Origin of the sequence: Parasaccharibacter apium, from assembly GCF_002917995.1 — a bacterium.
GTDB classification, from domain to species: domain Bacteria; phylum Pseudomonadota; class Alphaproteobacteria; order Acetobacterales; family Acetobacteraceae; genus Bombella; species Bombella apis.
Genome location: NZ_LMYH01000013.1, coordinates 19,093 through 35,266 on the forward strand (window position 1 = coordinate 19,093; position 16,174 = coordinate 35,266).

A 16,174-nucleotide genomic window follows, 5' to 3' on the forward strand; every position below is an offset into this window, starting at 1 on the left:
TCGGTGGGAGGCTTATGCCTCAAAGAAGCTCCCGACGCAATCCCCCCCAACACATTTTTATTTTCCTTTTTTGAAGGTTCTGCCCCCCTTGCCTCCATGCCCTGTGGAAACAATTTTAACTGGAGCGATTGTGACAGACTCCCCCGCCAGCTGACAGAGGTTGCCGACCATGACAGAAGCCCTTTTCCCCTCCAGCAGCCCCTCCCGAACCATGGAGGTGGACCAGTCAAACTTCATGGAACAGGTTGTCGAGGCCAGCAGGAACACGCCGGTTCTTGTGGAGTTCTGGGCGGCCTCATCCGCTTCCTGCAAAAAGCTCTCCCCCGTGCTGGAAAAACTCGTCCAGACCACGGAAGGCCGGGTGAAGCTGGTACGGCTGGATGTAACCGCCAACCGGCCGCTGGTCAGCCAGCTGGTGCAGATGGGCCTGCCCATACAGTCCATCCCGGTAGTGGTTGCCTTCTGGCAGGGGCAGGTACGGGACCTCCTGCAAGGTGTACAGCCGGAAAGCGGTATCCGGGCCTTCATTGAACAGCTCCTGAAGGACAGCGGACAGGCCATGCCCGTTGCCGAACAGCTGAAAATGGCTGACTCCGCCCTCAAAGAAGGTGAGCTGGCTGAGGCCACCAACCTCTACGCCGCCGTGCTGGAAAGTGAACCGGAGCATCCGGCAGGGTGGGGTGGGCTGATCCGCTGCATGATCGCCATGGATGACCCGGAAGGCGCAGAAGAAGCAGCCTCCCAGATTCCCGAATCCATTGGCGGGGAGCCCCTGATCACCAGCGCCCTGAGCAGCCTGAAACTCTATCAGGAAGGCCGGGACAGTGCCGGAAGGATCGATGAAATCCGCCAGAAACTGGAGCAGTCCCCTGACGATGCTGCCCTTCAGACAGAGCTGGCCAAAGCACTGAATGGCACGGGCCAGCGGGAGGAAGCGGCCCAGCGCCTGCTGGACATCATCGCCCGGGACAGGGAAGGAGCCGGACAGGCTGCCAGGGCCGAACTTCTGAAATTTTTTGAAGCCTGGGGCATGGCAGACCCCGCCACCCTAGCGGCACGGCGCAAACTGTCCTCCCTGTTATTCTCATGACCGGATGATCCGGCACAGACACGACCATATGCAGGGAAATGGTCCATCCATGATGCAGTCCCTGCCTGCCCCGCTGGAGGAGACGCCCCATGCCTGATGCCCACCACCCAGCCCATGACACACCCTGCGGCTCCAGACGCCGGATCCCCGTCCTGACAGACATGACACTGGCGGACCTGCCCCCCCGAATCGGCCTGCTGCCCTTGGGCAGCACGATTCTTCTGCCGCAGGGGCAGCTTCCCCTGACCATCTTTGAACCCCGCTACCTGACCCTTCTGGAAGACTGCCTCGCCCAGCATCGGCTCATCGGCATCATCCAGCCCTCCGAAACGGCCCGTTACGGCGACATGGCCCCTCCACTGGAACATGTCGGCACCATAGGGCGGGTAACCTCCTTCATGGAGCAGGAAAGCGGGCAGTTCTTCATCACCCTTACAGGGGTCTGCCGCTTCCGCCTGCTACAGGACAGGCTGACTGACAGGGGCTGGCGGGAAGGGCGCATCAATGCCATGCCTTTCTCCCACGACCTGCTGGAGAACCCTTCCCTGAATCTCGACCGTGAAGATCTTTCCATCGTCCTGAAAAACTATGGCGAGCGCCATGCCATGGCCATCAACTGGGAAAATCTGAAGAAACTGGACGACAACACCCTGCTGACGATGCTGCCCATGCTGCTCCCCTTCTCCGCCGGGGTGAAACAGAAACTGCTGGAATGCCCGGACACGACGGAACGGGCCAGCCACCTTCTGGACGAACTGTCCCGCTAGGCGATGAGCATGCCATCATGTAAGGCTGGTTCCCTGTCTCAGGGTGCTTTCAGGTACCCTTCGCCCCCAACCGCATGGACTGAAAAATCATCATGACCCACACCTCTCCATCCCCAGAACTGCTGGCCCGCCTCGTCTGCCCCGTCACGAAAGGCCCCGTGCATTACGACCCGGCCAGCAACAGCATCATCAGTCCCCGGGCCGGACTGGCCTTTCCCGTACGGGATGGCATCCCCGTCATGCTGCCGGAACAGGCCACGAAACTGGAGGACTGATTCCTACCCGTCCCTGACGGATCACCGATCTATTTCTGCCTAGGTGCAGAAGCCCCGTAAGACGCCTCGGTATGGGTCTGTGCAGGGAAATGCGGCAGATCATCACCACCAGCGCTGCCACCTTCAGCCGTATGAACAGTCCGACCGGAAATTTCATCTGGCGTGGGCTGTATGGCCTGCACCATGGGCACCATCCCGCCTGAATAAGGCGGCATGGGATGATGAAGCTCCCGGAACGGTTTTCTGGGATAGGCCTCCGTCATGTCCGCTTTGGGCAGGTGCCGGACAGGGGCATCTTCTTCTTCCGTCGCACAGCCTGCCATCAGGGTACAGCCCAGCAGACAGGGCCACAGGACCCGGCATACCGGACGGACAGACAGGACAGGGGGAAAAGGCAGCCTCATGACCTTCACCCTATAGCACTTCTGCCCAATTGACGAAGACCCACAGGCGTGAAAAGAACAGACATGTTCAAAGGTACCCTTTCCACCCCTGCACGGCGGCTGCGCGCCTGGCATGACGCCCTGTTTGTGGACCATGCCATCTTCCGGCTGGTCTGGACAAATCTGGCCCCTGTCGTGCCGGGACGTGTCTGGCGCAGCAACCATCCCACACCGGGCCGACTGCACCGCTGGCGCAGGACATTGGGGCTTGTCATGGTCATCAACCTGCGGGGACACCGGCAATGTGGTGCCGATGCCCTGGGGCGGGAGGCCTGCCAGAGACTGGACCTCCCCTATCTCGACATGGCCTTCGAGAGCCGCAATGCCCCCCACAAGGACCGTATTCTCCGCTTCCATGAGCTCTATGAAAAAGCCCGGTTCCCCCTGCTGCTACATTGCAAGTCCGGAGCGGACAGGGCCGGGCTTGCCAGCGGACTGGTGATCCTCTTTGAAGGTGGAACGGCCGAAAATGCCCTGAAGCATCTGCACTGGCGCTTCCTGCATTTCCGTCGGTCCCGCACGGGAATTCTGGATGCCTTTTTCCAGCTCTACCAGAAAACGGCAGAAGGTCGTCTGCCTTTCATCAACTGGGTGAAACAGGAATATGACGAAGAAGCGCTACGGAACGCCTACAGGGCCGGGCGCTTCAGCGCCTTTCTCAACGATGCCATCCTGCGGCGAGAGTAGCCCTCTCCGCTTCCATCACCCTCATCTGGACCGTCTGGCCACATCCCGGATGAAATTCATGAGCTGCTGACGGATCTTCTCCTCCCGGATACTGTAATAGGCCTGTGCCAGTTCCATTGTTTCCGGCAACATGAGCAGCTCTATACCGCTCCCATTTTTCTCCTGGGGGGCCTCAGCCATTTTCTCCCCGCCCCCATCATCCTTCTGGAAGGGAGCCTGTTCTTCCTGAAGATTCCCCGGTCCTGCTGCGGGACTGGCGAAACCATCCAGCTCGTCAAAAAAGAAACCTACCGGCACTTCAAGAACCTGGGCCAGCTCATACAGACGACCCGCCCCGACGCGGTTTGCCCCACGCTCATATTTCTGAACCTGCTGAAAAGTGATACCAAGTGCCTTGGCCAGTTTTTCCTGTGAAAATTTCCGCAGCCCCCGAAGAAGCCGGATACGTTTGCCAACATGTGCATCGACAAACGACGCTAGTTCTGTCATCAATCACGAACCTCAATAAAAATCAGGTCAAAAGGTTTCTACTCTTCATCGAAAGTGGTTAACAATAAATTATATTTTCAATTTTTTCAGGCTACACCGATCTGCCCTTTTCATCAAACCACCGCCCGACGAGAGCGGCCCCCACAAACAGCAGAGACATCAGCGCCGGTATCCAGCGCCCCAGCAAAGCAAAAAATGTTTTTGCTTCCGGTCCCGGAAGAGGGCGTACAAGCACCTGTTCCCTGCCCCATTCCGTTCGCCCAACTTCCCTGCCACGGGCATCATAAATGGCAGACACACCACGGTTATTGACAAAAACAACCGGCAAGCCTTCTTCCACGGCACGCAGCCGCCCTGTCGCCAGATGCTGCCTCGGCCCGGCACTGTTGCCATACCAGGCATCGTTGGAGATCGTCAGCAGCCAGTCTGGCCGCTGCCCCGGTGCCACAACACCACCAGAAAACACGATCTCATAACAGACCATGGGACCGACACGACCAACCTGTGGCAGGTTCCAGGTCATCAACCCCGGGCCCGGCACCACCTCGGCCGGCAGCAGGTGGAAGGGCAGTATCCAGGGGTCATACTCTCCAAACGGAACCAGACGGCTTTTGTCATAAATGGCCTCTATGTGTCCATCCGGGGCCAGAGCCATCAGGCTATTGTACCAGCGATCCACACCGGCGGCACGCCTGTCCGACCCAAGCAATACCGGTGCCCCGGAGGCAGCGGCGGCAATGGCCTGCCTTGCCCAGCCTTCCTCCTCCAGAAGACCGGGGAAAGCAGATTCCGGCCAGACGACAACAGCCGGGCGTCCCGGCACCAGGCGCTGCGCATCTCTCACGCCCTGCGCTGTCAGCTCCAGATAAGACCGGAACTGTGAAACCGCATCATCCCGCCCCAGCACCTCATCTTCTGTCACGTTGCCCTGCACAACCACGACAGCCGGATTGACATGCCCCGGCAGAACGGCCTCATGCCCAGCACGCCATGCCCCCCAGCCACACCAGAGACCTGCACAGGCGACCACGGCCAGCAGCCCCCGCCGTCCCTGCCATACGGCCAGTGAAGCCAGCACCAGCAGAAGCGTCAGCCCATCCACACCGATCAGGGCCGCTGGCTGAATGAGCCAATCCCCCAGCCATCCTGGGACTTCCAGCGCACTGCCCAGAGGATTCCAGGGGAAACCGGAAAAATAGAAAACCCGGGCCATGTCGGCCAACGTCCAGCTCCCGGCGAACATCGCCACACGTGGCCAGCCCGGCGGTACGGAGCGACAGAGCAGGGCCGGAACCATCACGAGAGGTGCAATGAGCAGCGCAACACCAGGCGCTGCAAAAGGCACCACCCACCAGAACTCATGCACCCGGGTCAGGATTGCATTGGTCAGCCAGTAAAGACCCGCCGTATGATACCCCATCCCGAAAAGGAATCCCCACAGGGCAGCCTGACGGTGCCCCGGTGCGGCACAGACAGCCTTGTAGAACAGCCCCAATGCCAAAGGCAGAATCGGAAAAAAACAGAGCGGTGGCAGAGCCAACGCTGCCACCGCCCCCAGAACCAACATGAAGACGGCGCCGCGCCACCCTCCCTGCTGTGGAAGGGAGCACAATGCCTTCACCACCATGGAAATCCCTTGTTAATCCAGCGCGTCCTTCAGACGACGCTCATAATGACGGTAATATTTGTCAGCCAGCAGCTCACTCTTGACGAGCACAGCCACATCCGTGGTGTTGAACTGTTCATCCACCACGGCACCATCACCAACATACCCACCAAGACGCAGATACCCCTTGATGAGGGGCGGCAGCTTGCTGAGGCAGGTGCGGCGGTCCAGCGTGGCAGGGTCTGTCCGGCACATGCTGACATAGCGCTCTGGCAGGGCCCGAACCCGCAGGGCGGGCGGCGCCAGATGGTTGTGATACAGCCATGTCAGCTCATCACTCATCGTATCCGGTGATGTCCCATGCAGGCTGGCACAGCCAAACAGCACGTCAATCCTGTGCAGGAAGATATAGGAGGCTATGCCCCGCCAGAGCAGCTGCATGGCCGCACGACCACGGTAATCCCGTGCCACACAGGACCGCCCGACCTCCAGAAGGCGACCGGGGAAATCTGTCAGACAGGAGATGTCATACTCATCTGCCGTATAGAAACGGCCACCTTCCCCCAGCGAATCGGAACGCAGCAGACGATACGTCCCCACCACGCTGTCTGCACCACCACCACGGGCATGGTCCACCACAAGAAGGTGATCTGCAATCTCGTCGAAGCGGTCAGAATCCAGACGGGTCCGCAGGGCCTCCTCACTGGGATGAGCCCCCATCTCGTCAAAGAACACACGATAACGCAGGGCCTGTGCCGCACGGATCTCTTCTTCCGTCGTGGCAAGCCTGACACCCAAGCTGCCGCCACGCAGTTCCTGAAAACCGCCTTCACGGTTCAGGGCAAGAGTCGCCAGGGTATCCATCTGCCGCTGCGTTTTCTCGCTGCTGATGAATCCCCCCGCCTCCGGCTGCTCTGCATTACAGGAAGGGATGCATGCATCCCCAATGGTATCTGACGGCCTCTTCCCGGTCATACGAAATCAGTCACTCCTTATGCCCGGCCTGTTGGACTGGACCTGTTCCCATCCTCGGGAGCGGCATCTTTCTTCTTTTCGGGTGCCGTACGCCGTCCGAAAAGCTCCGCCCGGTGAGACATGAGATCAAACCCCAGTTCCGCAGCAATTTTCGCCAGCAGGCCGACCAGTTCATCATTCTCGAATTCGATGACGTTACCACTATCAATATCAATCAAATGATAATGATGCCCATTTTCACTGGCTTCGTAGCGGGCACGGCCCCCGCCAAAATCCCGGCGTTCCAGAATTCCTTTTTCTTCCAGCAGGCGGACTGTCCGATAAACGGTAGCAACGGAAATGCGGCTGTCCAGTTCCGAAGCACGGCGGTACAGCTCCTCCACATCCGGATGATCCTCCGCCTCCGAAAGGACACGGGCAATCACCCGCCGCTGTCCGGTCATCTTCAGACCATGCTTGACGCAGAGACGTGCAATGGGCGAATCACCCACAGTATCCCCGGACGCAGCACCCTCGCGCCCCATTTTTTTTGTGCTCATCACCATACTGATGATCTATCCGATTATGATACGGTTTGTCCAATCCACATCATAATACGAAACGCACCTCCTCCATCATGCAGACTCAACCGGGTCTGTCCTGAGAAACAGGACAGACCATCCTGATTACCCCTCGCTCCCTTCACGGCGGCGGCCAAGACCGATGCGCCGTGCAAGGGAAGAACGATGATTGGCATAGTTGGGAGCAACCATCGGATATTCCGGCGGCAGCCCCCAACGCTCACGATATTCCTGCGGTGTCATGTTGTAGGCTGTCTTGAGGTGACGGCGCAGCAGCTTCAGCTTTTTACCGTCTTCCAGGCAAATGATATAATCGGGGAAGACCGACTTGCGGGGCGGTACGGCCGGTACCGGTTTTTCGGGCTCTGCCTCCACGGCAACACCGGCCCCTGCAAGGGCACCGTGCACCGAACGGACAAGGTCCGGCAGAGTTTCGGCAGCAACATCATGACTGCTCACATACGCCGTGACGATCTGTGCTGTCAGCTGACGCAGGGCCTGTGTTTCTGTCTCAGACGACGACATAAAAAACCTATCTCCCAAGAAATTTAGTTCGACCTATAACGGATTGTAGAAAAAGACAACAAGAAAAACCGTTTCTGTAATAGTAAACACTTGTTGATAAGATAAGAAAATCCACAACATAGACAGAAATTCTTACAAAATCACGACATTACATAAGAGAACTTCTCCCTTCCGCCTGCGCTCAAATAACACCATTTATCACAGGGAAATACAGGCGCCCTACAAAGATCATGCTGTTTTATAAGGAATATTCATCATGAATGACATGACAAGTCTTATAGAAGGCTGTTACCTAGAGCAGACAAGGAAAGACGTTACAAGAACATAACAGCTGCAAGATCATATACATGATGACCTGCCATTACAGGCATACCACACAGCCTGACCGCCCCTTGTTCAACAGCTATTCCAGCATTACACGGCCCATACGTCGTGCCATGCAAAAGAAAACAGGGTATGACCTGTCAGGGCGACCACCTCAAAAGACGGGCATCCTCACCATCGTCGTAATAACGACGCCGCACCGCTACCTGTTGAAAGCCGCACCGCCCATACAAGGCAAAAGCGGCTTCATTACTGAGCCGCACTTCCAGAAACAGGGTGGCTGCCTCCTGTCGGGCCCGATTGATGAGATGGGAGAGCAACCGATGCGCCAGCCCCTGCCGCTGCCATTGTGGATGCACCCCCAGAGACAGGACCTCACCTTCATCCAGCACATGACGACTGATGATGAAACCCACAGGAACATCACTCACGCAAACCAGCCAGGCCTCCACACCCGGCAGGGCCAGAATCTGCCCGCAGGCTGTCTCATCCCAAGGGTCACGTCCCGAAAAGGCCGCATGATGCAGGGCCGACACGACACGGGCTGCCTCTGGCCCCACAGCCACCAGCTCAGGCCCCTGCACGTCCGACCGGACCTCCCTCTGGCCATCATGATCCGCCCTGTCCGGACAGCCCGTGCCAGACATCACTGCGGTGCCGGTCTCAGACCACCTGCCGGGGGTTTTGCCTCCGGGGGGTCCACATAAAGGGGTTCAAGCGGGTAGGCCTCGACCGTCCCATCATCCAGACTCTGGCAGGCGGCCCTGAAAATGCCTTCCGCCGTCGGAGCGGCATGAGGCAGGCGGACCACGTTACTCCCCAGAACACCACAGCCTGTCTGGCCACTCAGCTCCGGCAAGGCATCATCCCCATGGACGGCATCACCTGCCACGACCGGCCAGCTCCCCGGCCGAATCTCGCCTACCGGCAGGGCACAGGCCTCCCGCCCCGGCGCATCCACAAAAACCCGCCCCCGACGGGCAAGGCACAGGATAGTGGCCTCATCATGCTTCATGGTCGCCCGCAGTGCATCACCCAGCCGAACACCTACGCCCCGACAGGACCATCCCCGGACCAACCCTGCGGCAAGGGAAAGAGACGCTCTCAACCCCGTAAAAGAGCCCGGGCCAACCACAGCCACCACCATCTCCGGTGATTCTTTCCAACCGGCCCGGGCCAACATGGCCTGCACGGCCGGAGCAAAACGTTCCGAAGCACCACGCCCGGACAGAACCTGTTCATCCACCACCCGGCCATGTTCCAGCAGGGCGATCAGATTGCTCTGCCCCCGTCCGGCTCCCGCCCCGTTCATGACGAGACACCGCTCCGGCATCACAGCCACAGGCAGACTTCCTCATAAGGCAGACGGGGTGCCCGGGGAGAAGATGCTTCCCCTCCGGGATAACCCAGTGCCACGAGGAAATTGGCCCGCCAGCCCTGCTTGCGGAAACATTCCTCCTCCACCATCACGGCATCAAAGCCGGACATGGGCCGCACAGCCAGCCCCAGCGCACGGGCTGCCATGATAAGATAGGCCCCCTGAAGGGTACCGTTGCGAAACGCCGTCTCGTCACTCAGCCCGACATCAGCCGCATACCAGTCCCGCAGGCCGGGCATGGGGTTGAGAGTCTCGAATTTCTCGAAAAACAGGGGATCATACCCGACAACAACCAGCACCGGCGCCGTCATGGCCATCTCCGCATTGCCCAGAGACAGGGCAGGCCGGATTTTCTGCCGGGCCTCTTCCGTCTTCAGGAAAGCGAAGCGGGCCGGTGAGCAGTTGCCCGATGTTGGCCCCATCCTGAGCAGATCGTAAAGACGATGCAGGACATCATCACCCACTGGCCGGTCAGAAAAACAGTCTGCCGTGCGGCAGCGTGTAAAAAGCTCCTCGGCCAGAACAGGGCTGGAGACCTCTCCTTCTGCCGGCTGCCCCTCCGGGGCTGGTGATGATGTCATCAGCTTTTACTCCTCTACAGGTTCAACCGCCGTCACCTCCGGGATGTAGTGACGGAGCATGTTCTCCACGCCGTGCCGCAATGTAGCCTTGGAAGACGGACAGCCAGAGCAGGCGCCCTGCATGCTCAGATAGACGACACCTTCCCGATAACCACGGAAGACAATGTCCCCCCCATCGCTGGCCACGGCCGGACGGACCCGTGTATCCAGAAGCTCCTTCACCCGGGCCACGATCTCGCTGTCCTCGGGAAAGATGTCAGCCTCCGGGGCAGCGATGTCTTCTGCAAGGGCTGGCTTCCCGCTTTTGAAGAAATCTGTCAGGGCCACCAGCACCTGCGGACGCAGTGCATCCCAGTCGGCTCCATCATCCTTCGTGACAGAAACAAAATCACTTCCCAAGAAGACACGCTTCACCTCGGCCATGCCAAAAAGAACATCTGCCAGAGCAGAACGCCCCGCCACGACCCCGGCCTCTGCAAAATCGACAGGGGACCGGTCGCCCGTCACGTCACGACCCGGCAAAAATTTCAGTGTCGCCGGGTTGGGAGTATCTTCAGTTTCAATCATCATAAGATCATTCTGTGTCATGAACGCCTCTCTTATCAGATACCCGATGGAATGAGCACCCTCTAACGCAACTCTACCACTTTTGGACCTTTATAGTCCTATTTACAGACAGTATGTATATCAGACTGGCAGAACAGGCTACCTCTGCCACGTTCCCCCTTCTCCAGCTCCACCCAAGAGGATCCATGACACCCCCCTCCACCGCACTCCCTGCCAACAGCATGTCGGCCATTCCGCCGGGTGTGGCCACTGGCGGTGCATACCGTACCCTGCTCCGGGCCTGCCAGATGGGGGGCTATGCCCTTCCGGCTGTCAATGTCAGCAGCTCATCCACTGCCAATGCAGCTCTTGCCGCAGCACGGGCCAACAGGGCTGACATCATCATCCAGATTTCCGCCGGAGGGGCCCGCTTCTACGCTGGCCAGTCCCTGCCGGATGAGCAGCAGGCCCGGATTCTGGGGGCTGTGGCTCTGGCACGGCATGTCCATCTTCTGGCCCGCCATTACGGGGTAGCCGTCATCCTCCATACGGACCACGCCAACCGTCCCCTGCTGGGCTGGATTGACGGGCTCGTGGAAGAAAGCCGCCGCCACCACGAACAGACAGGCCAACCTCTGTTCTCCTCCCACATGCTCGACCTCTCGACAGAACCGGTCGCCGACAACATCGCCACGGCAGCGACCCTGATGAAAAAACTGTCCCCTCTGGGAATCGGCCTTGAGATCGAACTGGGAATCACGGGGGGAGAAGAAGACGGCATTGGCAACGAGCTGCATGGCACCGGACCGGCTGACCATCCCTCCCTCTATACAAGTCCGGAAGATGTTCTGACCGCATGGAAGACCCTGTCCCCTCTGGGGATGCTTTCCATCGCTGCCTCATTCGGGAATGTTCACGGGGTCTACGCCCCCGGCAATGTCCGCCTCCGCCCGGACATACTCCGCAGGTCCCAGGCTCTCGTGGCCGAGCGGCTCCAGACGGGCCCCAATCCTGTTCCTCTGGTCTTCCATGGCGGGTCTGGATCGGATGAAGACGCCATAAAACAGGCTGTCAGCTTCGGGGTCTTCAAATTCAACATCGATACAGACACCCAGTTCGCCTACGCACAAGGTGTGGCCCGTTACATGCAGGAACATGAAGAAGCCTTCGCCCATCAGGTCTCACCCGTAACGGGGCGGCCACTGAAAAAACAGTACGACATCCGTACCTGGATGAAGGCCGGAGAGGACAGTTTCATCCAACGGCTGACAGACAGTTTCCGTGTACTCGGGGCTCAGGGGCGCAGCACTGCCCGCCAGCCCTGACCGTCCGCTCCATCAGCGGGCAGATGGAACCGCAGCCGGTTTCTGACAGGAAACCGTCTCCACCGCCCCTTGCCCACAAACAGGCAGGGGGCCATGCCGCCCCGGCAGGGGCCAGAAAATCTCAATACCCAGAGAGACAAGCATGAGCAGGGCTGCCAGCAGCACCCATGGCAGAAAACGTGGCCTGTGACCCAGAAGAGGCGGGATACCCGTCTCCCGCTGGAACCGGCGCCCTTCCTCCAGCAAAGCCGCTGAATCCGGGACAGGACCAGCAGGCCGGTCTTCCTCTTCAGGGAAAAGGTCAGAGCCGGACACGTTCAGCCCTCCAGAACAGCCTGCATCTCTGTCCATTCCCGCTTCGTCAGGCCGGATGTTTCCTGCGTGACACTCTCCCCGGCAAGGCGGCGGCGCAGCACCTTCAGCATCCCGGCAGAGAAGCTGTAAGCTCCGAGGCGATAATCCTCAAAAGCCTGTGCCGTATGCGGTACCCATGCCTTGAGAATCTCGATCATCTTCTGGGCATAGACACGGATTTCATACTGGGCATGTGGGTCGGACCGCAGCGCCAGAAAATGCATCAGATTATGGAGGTCAATCTTCCAGTACCACTGCGTGTAGGTGTTGAGTGTCAGATTGATGCGGGCCAGTTCCCGGGCCACACCCAGCCCCTCCGGGTCGAGCAGCTGCTCATAGTCGCCATAACATTGCAGGGCATCCCGCTGGAGAATGGACAGCACCTCTGCCGCTGTCTCTGGGCTGAGGGTCTCGCCCCGCCCCTGATTGTTGACCTTGCTCTGCGCAGCAATCTGCGTGGCATCGGGCAGATAGAACTCCCTGTCCAGTACGGAATACCGGGCAGAATATTCATTCACGCTGGCCATGCGGTGACGAATCCACTGCCGGGCGACAAAAAGTGGCAGTTTCACGTGAAACTTGATCTCGCACATTTCAAACGGTGTGGAGTGACGATGCCGCATCAGATAGCGGATGAGCCCGGCATCTTCCGACGTCTTCCGTGTCCCTTTGCCGTAGGACACACGGGCCGCCTGCACGACAGCCGAATCATCCCCCATATAGTCCACGACACGGATGAAACCATGATCCAGCAGCGGGAAAGGCTCAAAAAGAAGTGCCTCCATGGCCGGAACGGTCGGCCGCACCGTCTGGTTGGGGGCGGCACGCACGGCCTCTATTTCGGAACGCTGCTCGTCTGTCAGGGCCATGACTTCTCTCCCGCTCATCTGGCTGTGCCGGGCTATTATCCACGGAAGTGGATCAGCACGGCCATCCACCTCCCCCAGCTACTGAATGTAACCATAACGGTGACAGATGTAACCGCCCAGATGGCAGAAGGGAAGGCCCGTTTCACCTTGCCATACCGGACATAACTGCCTATATTTGTCCCTGCCGGAGGCTTCGGCCTTGGCTATGGCGATAAACGGTAGATGGAATAAGTGTTGTGGACCCGGGGGCAGTGCCCGGCGTCTCCACCATCAGCCTTCCAGGCTGGCGCCATGGGGACGAAACAGGCTCGACACGCATGGTAAAGATCTACTTTTTGCCCGGTATTGTTCCGCCGTCATCGGGCTGACTTTACAAGTGCCAACGATAACTCTGAGGTGCTCGCTGTTGCTGCATAAGCGATAAGCGCGGTCCGGGGGGTGCACCGGGCAACAGAAGCCCCCCCACCTGTTTCTTTTCTGAAACACCATCCCACGATAAAAGGTCGGGCTGGAAAATATGCAACCCGGCCCCTTGCGATTTCATGCCGCCTGTCGCACACCTGAGGTAACTTCCCAGATGCAACAGGTGATGGTGCTGTTCCATGAGTGATGATACCAACGGCTCCGACGGGCTCGGCCCTTCCATGCCAGCCAGCCTCCTCCCTTATGACCGCTGGATGGAGGATGCCCAGCGTATCGTCATGATCAAGGCGCTGGACCATGTCAGCGAACATGGCCTCCCTGGTGACCATCATTTCTACATGACATTCCGTACCGACATGCCGGGAGTGGACATCCCCTCCCGCCTCAAGGATCGCTACCCGGAAGAAATGACCATCGTCCTGCAACACCAGTTCCAGAACCTGACGGTGGACCATGACACCCGGACCTTCTCTGTCGGGCTGTCCTTTGGCGGCATCCCCAGCACCCTGCACATCCCTCTGGGAGCGGTCACGGCCTTTGCAGACCCTCACATCCATCTCGTCATGCATTTCACGCCCCAGCAGCACATGGCAGATGCCGACACTCCGACAGACACTGACCTCCACGGAGGGGACAAGGGCGGTCTGGCCGAGGTCCACACCTTCCACCCCTCGGCAGACGAACCGAAGGCACATGCCGGAACCAGTGCAGGCCATGACGGTGACTCCCATGACCAGGAAAATGAGGGGGCGAAGGTTGTCAGTCTGGCAGCCTTCCGCAAGAAACCCTCAGGCAATGATCCCTCTGGAACCCCTGATGACAGGGACCGCTGAGCAGGGACCGGGCGTGTGACCCTGTCCTCCCTCTCCTGGCGCTCCCATGGGTCACGATGGGCAGAGCTGGTCTTTTTTTCTGCCGTGATTTCCGGCCTCTTCATGCTGCTGCATCTGACAGCGGGCATGATGCTGGGCCCCATGGCGGCCGGCATCATCCTGTCGATCAGGAACCGTGGCGTCACCATCAAACCCGTTTTCTTTACCATGGCACAGGCCATACTGGCCTGTGTGGTCGTCAACAGCCTGACAGGCTCTGTCCTCCACCACATCATGTCCCACTGGATACTGGTTCTTTTCAGTGTCCTCTCCGTCATCCTTGTCAGTTTTTCCACGGGGGCCTGTCTGGCCTGGTTCGGGGTCATGCCGGGGACGACGGCCCTCTGGGGCACATCACCGGGCGCAGCCTCCACCATGGTCATGCTCTGCGGGTCTTTCGGAGCTGATACAAGGCTGACAGCCTTCATGCTCTATTTCAGGGTCATCATGGTTGCCGTTGCCACGTCCCTGATTTCATGGATCGTCATACGCACGGGCCACGCCACTCCCACGCCCGCACCAATGCGAGGCAACCTGCTACCTACACTGCTGCTTGTCGCCATCAGTACGGTCATCGGCCTCAGGCTGCGTTCACCAGCGGCAACACTTCTGCTGACCATTCTGACAGGTGCCACAGCCCAGCTGAGTGGCCTGTTCCAGATCAGCGCCCCTTTCTGGATCCGCATCCCGGCCTATCTGACCATCGGCTGGTCCATCGGGCTGCGTTTCACCGCACCCGTCCTGCGTTACGCACTCCGCTCCATCCCAGCGGTCGCCCTCTCCTCCATGACACTCATTGCCAGCTGTGCCCTGCTGGCCCTGCCGGTAGCCCATTTCGCCCGGATTGACCTCCTCAGTGCCTACCTGGCCACAAGCCCGGGCGGGCTGGACACCATCATCGTCATCAGCGCCAACGTCCCGATTGCCCTACCCTTCATCATTGCCATGCAGACAGCCCGGATGCTCGCCATCATCACGCTCGGGCCAGCCATTGCCCGTCCCCTTGGGCGATGGCTGGAACGCCATACCAGCCGCACGGCCGCCATGCCTGAGCAGATGGAGCAGCTGCCCCGCTCCCCTTCCACAAGCAAGTAACCCCGGGAGAGGGCACGGCCACGCCGCCTGCTGGCATGACGGCAAAGAAAAACCCTCCACGAAGGAGGGTTTTTCCATATTCCAGCACTGCCTGAATGGGTTGAGCCCCCATCCTATCTCAGAGCATCAAACTCACTGACTGCATCCGCCTGGTAAGACCGGCGGGCCTTTTCGAGATACTCTTCCCACTTCGGAACATAATAGCCGTATCCAGCCGGATTCTGGAAGAACCAGTGACGCCAGGCATGGAAGACATGATCATGCTCACGATAGGCCGGATCATTCAGCAGATGCCGCGCAGCAGGTGGCTTGGCCGCATGAAAATGGACGATGGTAGCGTTGTCATCCACCCCCCAGTAAGGCTTCCAGTTGAAGCGGGCGGAAAGTGGGCTCCACTGTGCATTGTAGAAAATGCGCAGCAGCTCCTGATCATACCCAGCCACATGGTCCAGATTATCGCACAGGAAATCCACCATCGCTGGCAGGTCACGGCGCATACGCTCAAGGTTCATCACCATGACCCCCGAGTTCATGTCCACGTAGTAATCCTGCTTGCCGAACTGCCCGCAAGCCGCAAAGATTTCCGGCGTGCAGAACTCGACCTGCGGGTCCTTCAGGAACATCACGTCACAGTCGGTGTACAGGACGTACTGGTCATCCTGCTCCAGCAGGGGCAGCTCCAGCCGCATGAAGGCACCAGCCGCCGTAAAAATGTAATTGGGCCATTCCGGTTTGAGGCGACGCTGGGCCTCCAGCAGGCGGTCATAGAAATGCAGACGGTGAAAAATGACATTCACCCCGGCAGCCCGCATCTCCCGCGTGAAGTCACATTCGTTTCCATCAAACACCATGTGCGGGATCAGCGTCGTATTCTCACGGGCCGACTGTACGGCAGCCCGGATACAATCGATAAAACCATGATCAGGGTCGTTGGACAGTGTCTTCTCTGTAATCGCAAAAAACCACTTCATCCCTCAACGCTCCCTGACA

Annotated in this window: 20 protein-coding genes and 1 other RNA gene; 8 read left to right on the forward strand and 13 right to left on the reverse strand. The window is 59.1% G+C overall.

What is annotated here, in order from left to right:
• Window positions 1-169 precede the first annotated feature (169 nt).
• The 3 genes from ASO19_RS06140 to ASO19_RS06150 all read left to right on the forward strand — a co-directional run bounded on the left by ASO19_RS06140 (window position 170) and on the right by ASO19_RS06150 (window position 2,132).
• A complete protein-coding gene (locus ASO19_RS06140; RefSeq protein ID WP_103765619.1) occupies window positions 170-1,090 on the forward strand; it encodes a tetratricopeptide repeat protein in 921 nt (306 codons plus the stop codon).
• An 89-nt stretch (window positions 1,091-1,179) separates the two neighbouring features.
• On the forward strand, window positions 1,180-1,857 hold the full coding sequence (locus ASO19_RS06145; RefSeq protein WP_043558892.1) for an LON peptidase substrate-binding domain-containing protein: 678 nt from the start codon (window positions 1,180-1,182) through the stop codon (window positions 1,855-1,857).
• A gap of 92 nt (window positions 1,858-1,949) precedes the next feature.
• Entirely contained in the window at window positions 1,950-2,132 is a 183-nt protein-coding gene (locus ASO19_RS06150; protein WP_043558894.1) for a Trm112 family protein, read from the forward strand.
• 29 nt (window positions 2,133-2,161) lie between these two features.
• Here the strand turns inward: ASO19_RS06150 and ASO19_RS06155 are convergent, their stop codons facing one another.
• A complete protein-coding gene (locus ASO19_RS06155) occupies window positions 2,162-2,536 on the reverse strand; it encodes a hypothetical protein (protein WP_103791310.1) in 375 nt (124 codons plus the stop codon).
• 63 nt (window positions 2,537-2,599) lie between these two features.
• On the opposite strand from ASO19_RS06155, the gene ASO19_RS06160 reads away from it, so the two are divergent.
• Window positions 2,600-3,262, forward strand: a complete 663-nt coding sequence (locus ASO19_RS06160; protein WP_103765621.1) for a protein-tyrosine phosphatase family protein — start codon at window positions 2,600-2,602, stop codon at window positions 3,260-3,262.
• Between the two features lie 21 nt (window positions 3,263-3,283).
• Here the strand turns inward: ASO19_RS06160 and ASO19_RS06165 are convergent, their stop codons facing one another.
• From ASO19_RS06165 to ASO19_RS06205, 9 genes are all read right to left on the reverse strand, one after another.
• The gene (locus tag ASO19_RS06165; protein WP_043558903.1) at window positions 3,284-3,751 is read right to left on the reverse strand and encodes a helix-turn-helix domain-containing protein; all 468 of its coding nucleotides are present in this window, start codon (window positions 3,749-3,751) and stop codon (window positions 3,284-3,286) included.
• Between the two features lie 91 nt (window positions 3,752-3,842).
• On the reverse strand, window positions 3,843-5,378 hold the full coding sequence (lnt, locus tag ASO19_RS06170; RefSeq protein ID WP_103765622.1) for an apolipoprotein N-acyltransferase: 1,536 nt from the start codon (window positions 5,376-5,378) through the stop codon (window positions 3,843-3,845).
• A gap of 12 nt (window positions 5,379-5,390) precedes the next feature.
• Complete coding sequence (locus ASO19_RS06175; RefSeq protein WP_154981090.1) at window positions 5,391-6,221, reverse strand: GNAT family N-acetyltransferase; 831 nt, start codon at window positions 6,219-6,221, stop codon at window positions 5,391-5,393.
• Window positions 6,222-6,349: 128 nt separating this feature from the next.
• The gene (locus ASO19_RS06180) at window positions 6,350-6,877 is read right to left on the reverse strand and encodes a Fur family transcriptional regulator (protein ID WP_043558908.1); all 528 of its coding nucleotides are present in this window, start codon (window positions 6,875-6,877) and stop codon (window positions 6,350-6,352) included.
• A gap of 120 nt (window positions 6,878-6,997) precedes the next feature.
• Window positions 6,998-7,417 (reverse strand): MucR family transcriptional regulator, encoded by a 420-nt coding sequence (locus ASO19_RS06185; RefSeq protein ID WP_043558914.1) that lies wholly within the window; start codon window positions 7,415-7,417, stop codon window positions 6,998-7,000.
• Between the two features lie 464 nt (window positions 7,418-7,881).
• Window positions 7,882-8,388 carry a ribosomal protein S18-alanine N-acetyltransferase gene (rimI, locus tag ASO19_RS06190; protein ID WP_103765623.1) on the reverse strand — a complete coding sequence of 169 codons (507 nt, stop codon included), beginning with the start codon at window positions 8,386-8,388 and terminating at the stop codon, window positions 7,882-7,884.
• Window positions 8,388-9,053 carry a tRNA (adenosine(37)-N6)-threonylcarbamoyltransferase complex dimerization subunit type 1 TsaB gene (gene tsaB / locus ASO19_RS06195; protein ID WP_258036081.1) on the reverse strand — a complete coding sequence of 222 codons (666 nt, stop codon included), beginning with the start codon at window positions 9,051-9,053 and terminating at the stop codon, window positions 8,388-8,390. The genes rimI and tsaB overlap by 1 nt, the downstream gene beginning before the upstream one ends.
• Window positions 9,054-9,073: 20 nt before the next feature.
• Window positions 9,074-9,700: a malonic semialdehyde reductase gene (locus ASO19_RS06200; protein ID WP_081562902.1), complete on the reverse strand. Its 627-nt coding sequence runs from the start codon at window positions 9,698-9,700 to the stop codon at window positions 9,074-9,076.
• Window positions 9,701-9,706: 6 nt separating this feature from the next.
• Window positions 9,707-10,270: a NifU family protein gene (locus tag ASO19_RS06205; protein ID WP_043559316.1), complete on the reverse strand. Its 564-nt coding sequence runs from the start codon at window positions 10,268-10,270 to the stop codon at window positions 9,707-9,709.
• 182 nt (window positions 10,271-10,452) lie between these two features.
• On the opposite strand from ASO19_RS06205, the gene fbaA reads away from it, so the two are divergent.
• The gene (gene fbaA / locus ASO19_RS06210) at window positions 10,453-11,571 is read left to right on the forward strand and encodes a class II fructose-bisphosphate aldolase (RefSeq protein ID WP_227449725.1); all 1,119 of its coding nucleotides are present in this window, start codon (window positions 10,453-10,455) and stop codon (window positions 11,569-11,571) included.
• Window positions 11,572-11,583: 12 nt separating this feature from the next.
• On the opposite strand, the gene ASO19_RS06215 is transcribed toward fbaA, so the two are convergent.
• Together ASO19_RS06215 and thyX are read right to left on the reverse strand one after the other, a co-directional pair.
• On the reverse strand, window positions 11,584-11,886 hold the full coding sequence (locus tag ASO19_RS06215) for a hypothetical protein (RefSeq protein WP_043558918.1): 303 nt from the start codon (window positions 11,884-11,886) through the stop codon (window positions 11,584-11,586).
• Between the two features lie 2 nt (window positions 11,887-11,888).
• A complete protein-coding gene (gene thyX, locus ASO19_RS06220; protein WP_103765626.1) occupies window positions 11,889-12,794 on the reverse strand; it encodes an FAD-dependent thymidylate synthase in 906 nt (301 codons plus the stop codon).
• 143 nt (window positions 12,795-12,937) lie between these two features.
• Here thyX and ssrA point away from each other — a divergent pair.
• From ssrA to ASO19_RS06235, 3 genes are all read left to right on the forward strand, one after another.
• Window positions 12,938-13,259, forward strand: a transfer-messenger RNA (tmRNA) gene (ssrA, locus tag ASO19_RS06225).
• 137 nt (window positions 13,260-13,396) lie between these two features.
• A complete protein-coding gene (locus ASO19_RS06230; protein ID WP_103765627.1) occupies window positions 13,397-14,050 on the forward strand; it encodes an SspB family protein in 654 nt (217 codons plus the stop codon).
• A 15-nt stretch (window positions 14,051-14,065) separates the two neighbouring features.
• Window positions 14,066-15,184, forward strand: a complete 1,119-nt coding sequence (locus ASO19_RS06235; protein WP_081562903.1) for an AbrB family transcriptional regulator — start codon at window positions 14,066-14,068, stop codon at window positions 15,182-15,184.
• 113 nt (window positions 15,185-15,297) lie between these two features.
• Here ASO19_RS06235 and ASO19_RS06240 read toward each other — a convergent pair whose 3' ends face one another.
• Window positions 15,298-16,155: a glycosyltransferase family protein gene (locus ASO19_RS06240; RefSeq protein ID WP_043558923.1), complete on the reverse strand. Its 858-nt coding sequence runs from the start codon at window positions 16,153-16,155 to the stop codon at window positions 15,298-15,300.
• Window positions 16,156-16,174 lie beyond the last annotated feature (19 nt).

What these genes read in the sequence shown, in the direction of transcription:
- ASO19_RS06160 (WP_103765621.1), top strand. Translation starts at nt 2,600, where the DNA reads ATGTTCAAAGGTACCCTTTCCACCCCTGCACGGCGGCTGCGCGCCTGG.
- ASO19_RS06140 (WP_103765619.1), top strand. Translation starts at nt 170, where the DNA reads ATGACAGAAGCCCTTTTCCCCTCCAGCAGCCCCTCCCGAACCATGGAG.
- ASO19_RS06180 (WP_043558908.1), bottom strand. Translation starts at nt 6,877, where the DNA reads ATGGTGATGAGCACAAAAAAAATGGGGCGCGAGGGTGCTGCGTCCGGG.
- lnt (WP_103765622.1), bottom strand. Translation starts at nt 5,378, where the DNA reads ATGGTGGTGAAGGCATTGTGCTCCCTTCCACAGCAGGGAGGGTGGCGC.
- ASO19_RS06155 (WP_103791310.1), bottom strand. Translation starts at nt 2,536, where the DNA reads ATGAGGCTGCCTTTTCCCCCTGTCCTGTCTGTCCGTCCGGTATGCCGG.
- fbaA (WP_227449725.1), top strand. Translation starts at nt 10,453, where the DNA reads ATGACACCCCCCTCCACCGCACTCCCTGCCAACAGCATGTCGGCCATT.
- rimI (WP_103765623.1), bottom strand. Translation starts at nt 8,388, where the DNA reads ATGTCTGGCACGGGCTGTCCGGACAGGGCGGATCATGATGGCCAGAGG.
- ASO19_RS06240 (WP_043558923.1), bottom strand. Translation starts at nt 16,155, where the DNA reads ATGAAGTGGTTTTTTGCGATTACAGAGAAGACACTGTCCAACGACCCT.
- ASO19_RS06165 (WP_043558903.1), bottom strand. Translation starts at nt 3,751, where the DNA reads ATGACAGAACTAGCGTCGTTTGTCGATGCACATGTTGGCAAACGTATC.
- ASO19_RS06185 (WP_043558914.1), bottom strand. Translation starts at nt 7,417, where the DNA reads ATGTCGTCGTCTGAGACAGAAACACAGGCCCTGCGTCAGCTGACAGCA.
- tsaB (WP_258036081.1), bottom strand. Translation starts at nt 9,053, where the DNA reads ATGAACGGGGCGGGAGCCGGACGGGGGCAGAGCAATCTGATCGCCCTG.
- thyX (WP_103765626.1), bottom strand. Translation starts at nt 12,794, where the DNA reads ATGGCCCTGACAGACGAGCAGCGTTCCGAAATAGAGGCCGTGCGTGCC.
- ASO19_RS06230 (WP_103765627.1), top strand. Translation starts at nt 13,397, where the DNA reads ATGAGTGATGATACCAACGGCTCCGACGGGCTCGGCCCTTCCATGCCA.
- ASO19_RS06150 (WP_043558894.1), top strand. Translation starts at nt 1,950, where the DNA reads ATGACCCACACCTCTCCATCCCCAGAACTGCTGGCCCGCCTCGTCTGC.
- ASO19_RS06200 (WP_081562902.1), bottom strand. Translation starts at nt 9,700, where the DNA reads ATGACATCATCACCAGCCCCGGAGGGGCAGCCGGCAGAAGGAGAGGTC.
- ASO19_RS06145 (WP_043558892.1), top strand. Translation starts at nt 1,180, where the DNA reads ATGCCTGATGCCCACCACCCAGCCCATGACACACCCTGCGGCTCCAGA.
- ASO19_RS06205 (WP_043559316.1), bottom strand. Translation starts at nt 10,270, where the DNA reads ATGATGATTGAAACTGAAGATACTCCCAACCCGGCGACACTGAAATTT.
- ASO19_RS06175 (WP_154981090.1), bottom strand. Translation starts at nt 6,221, where the DNA reads ATGGATACCCTGGCGACTCTTGCCCTGAACCGTGAAGGCGGTTTTCAG.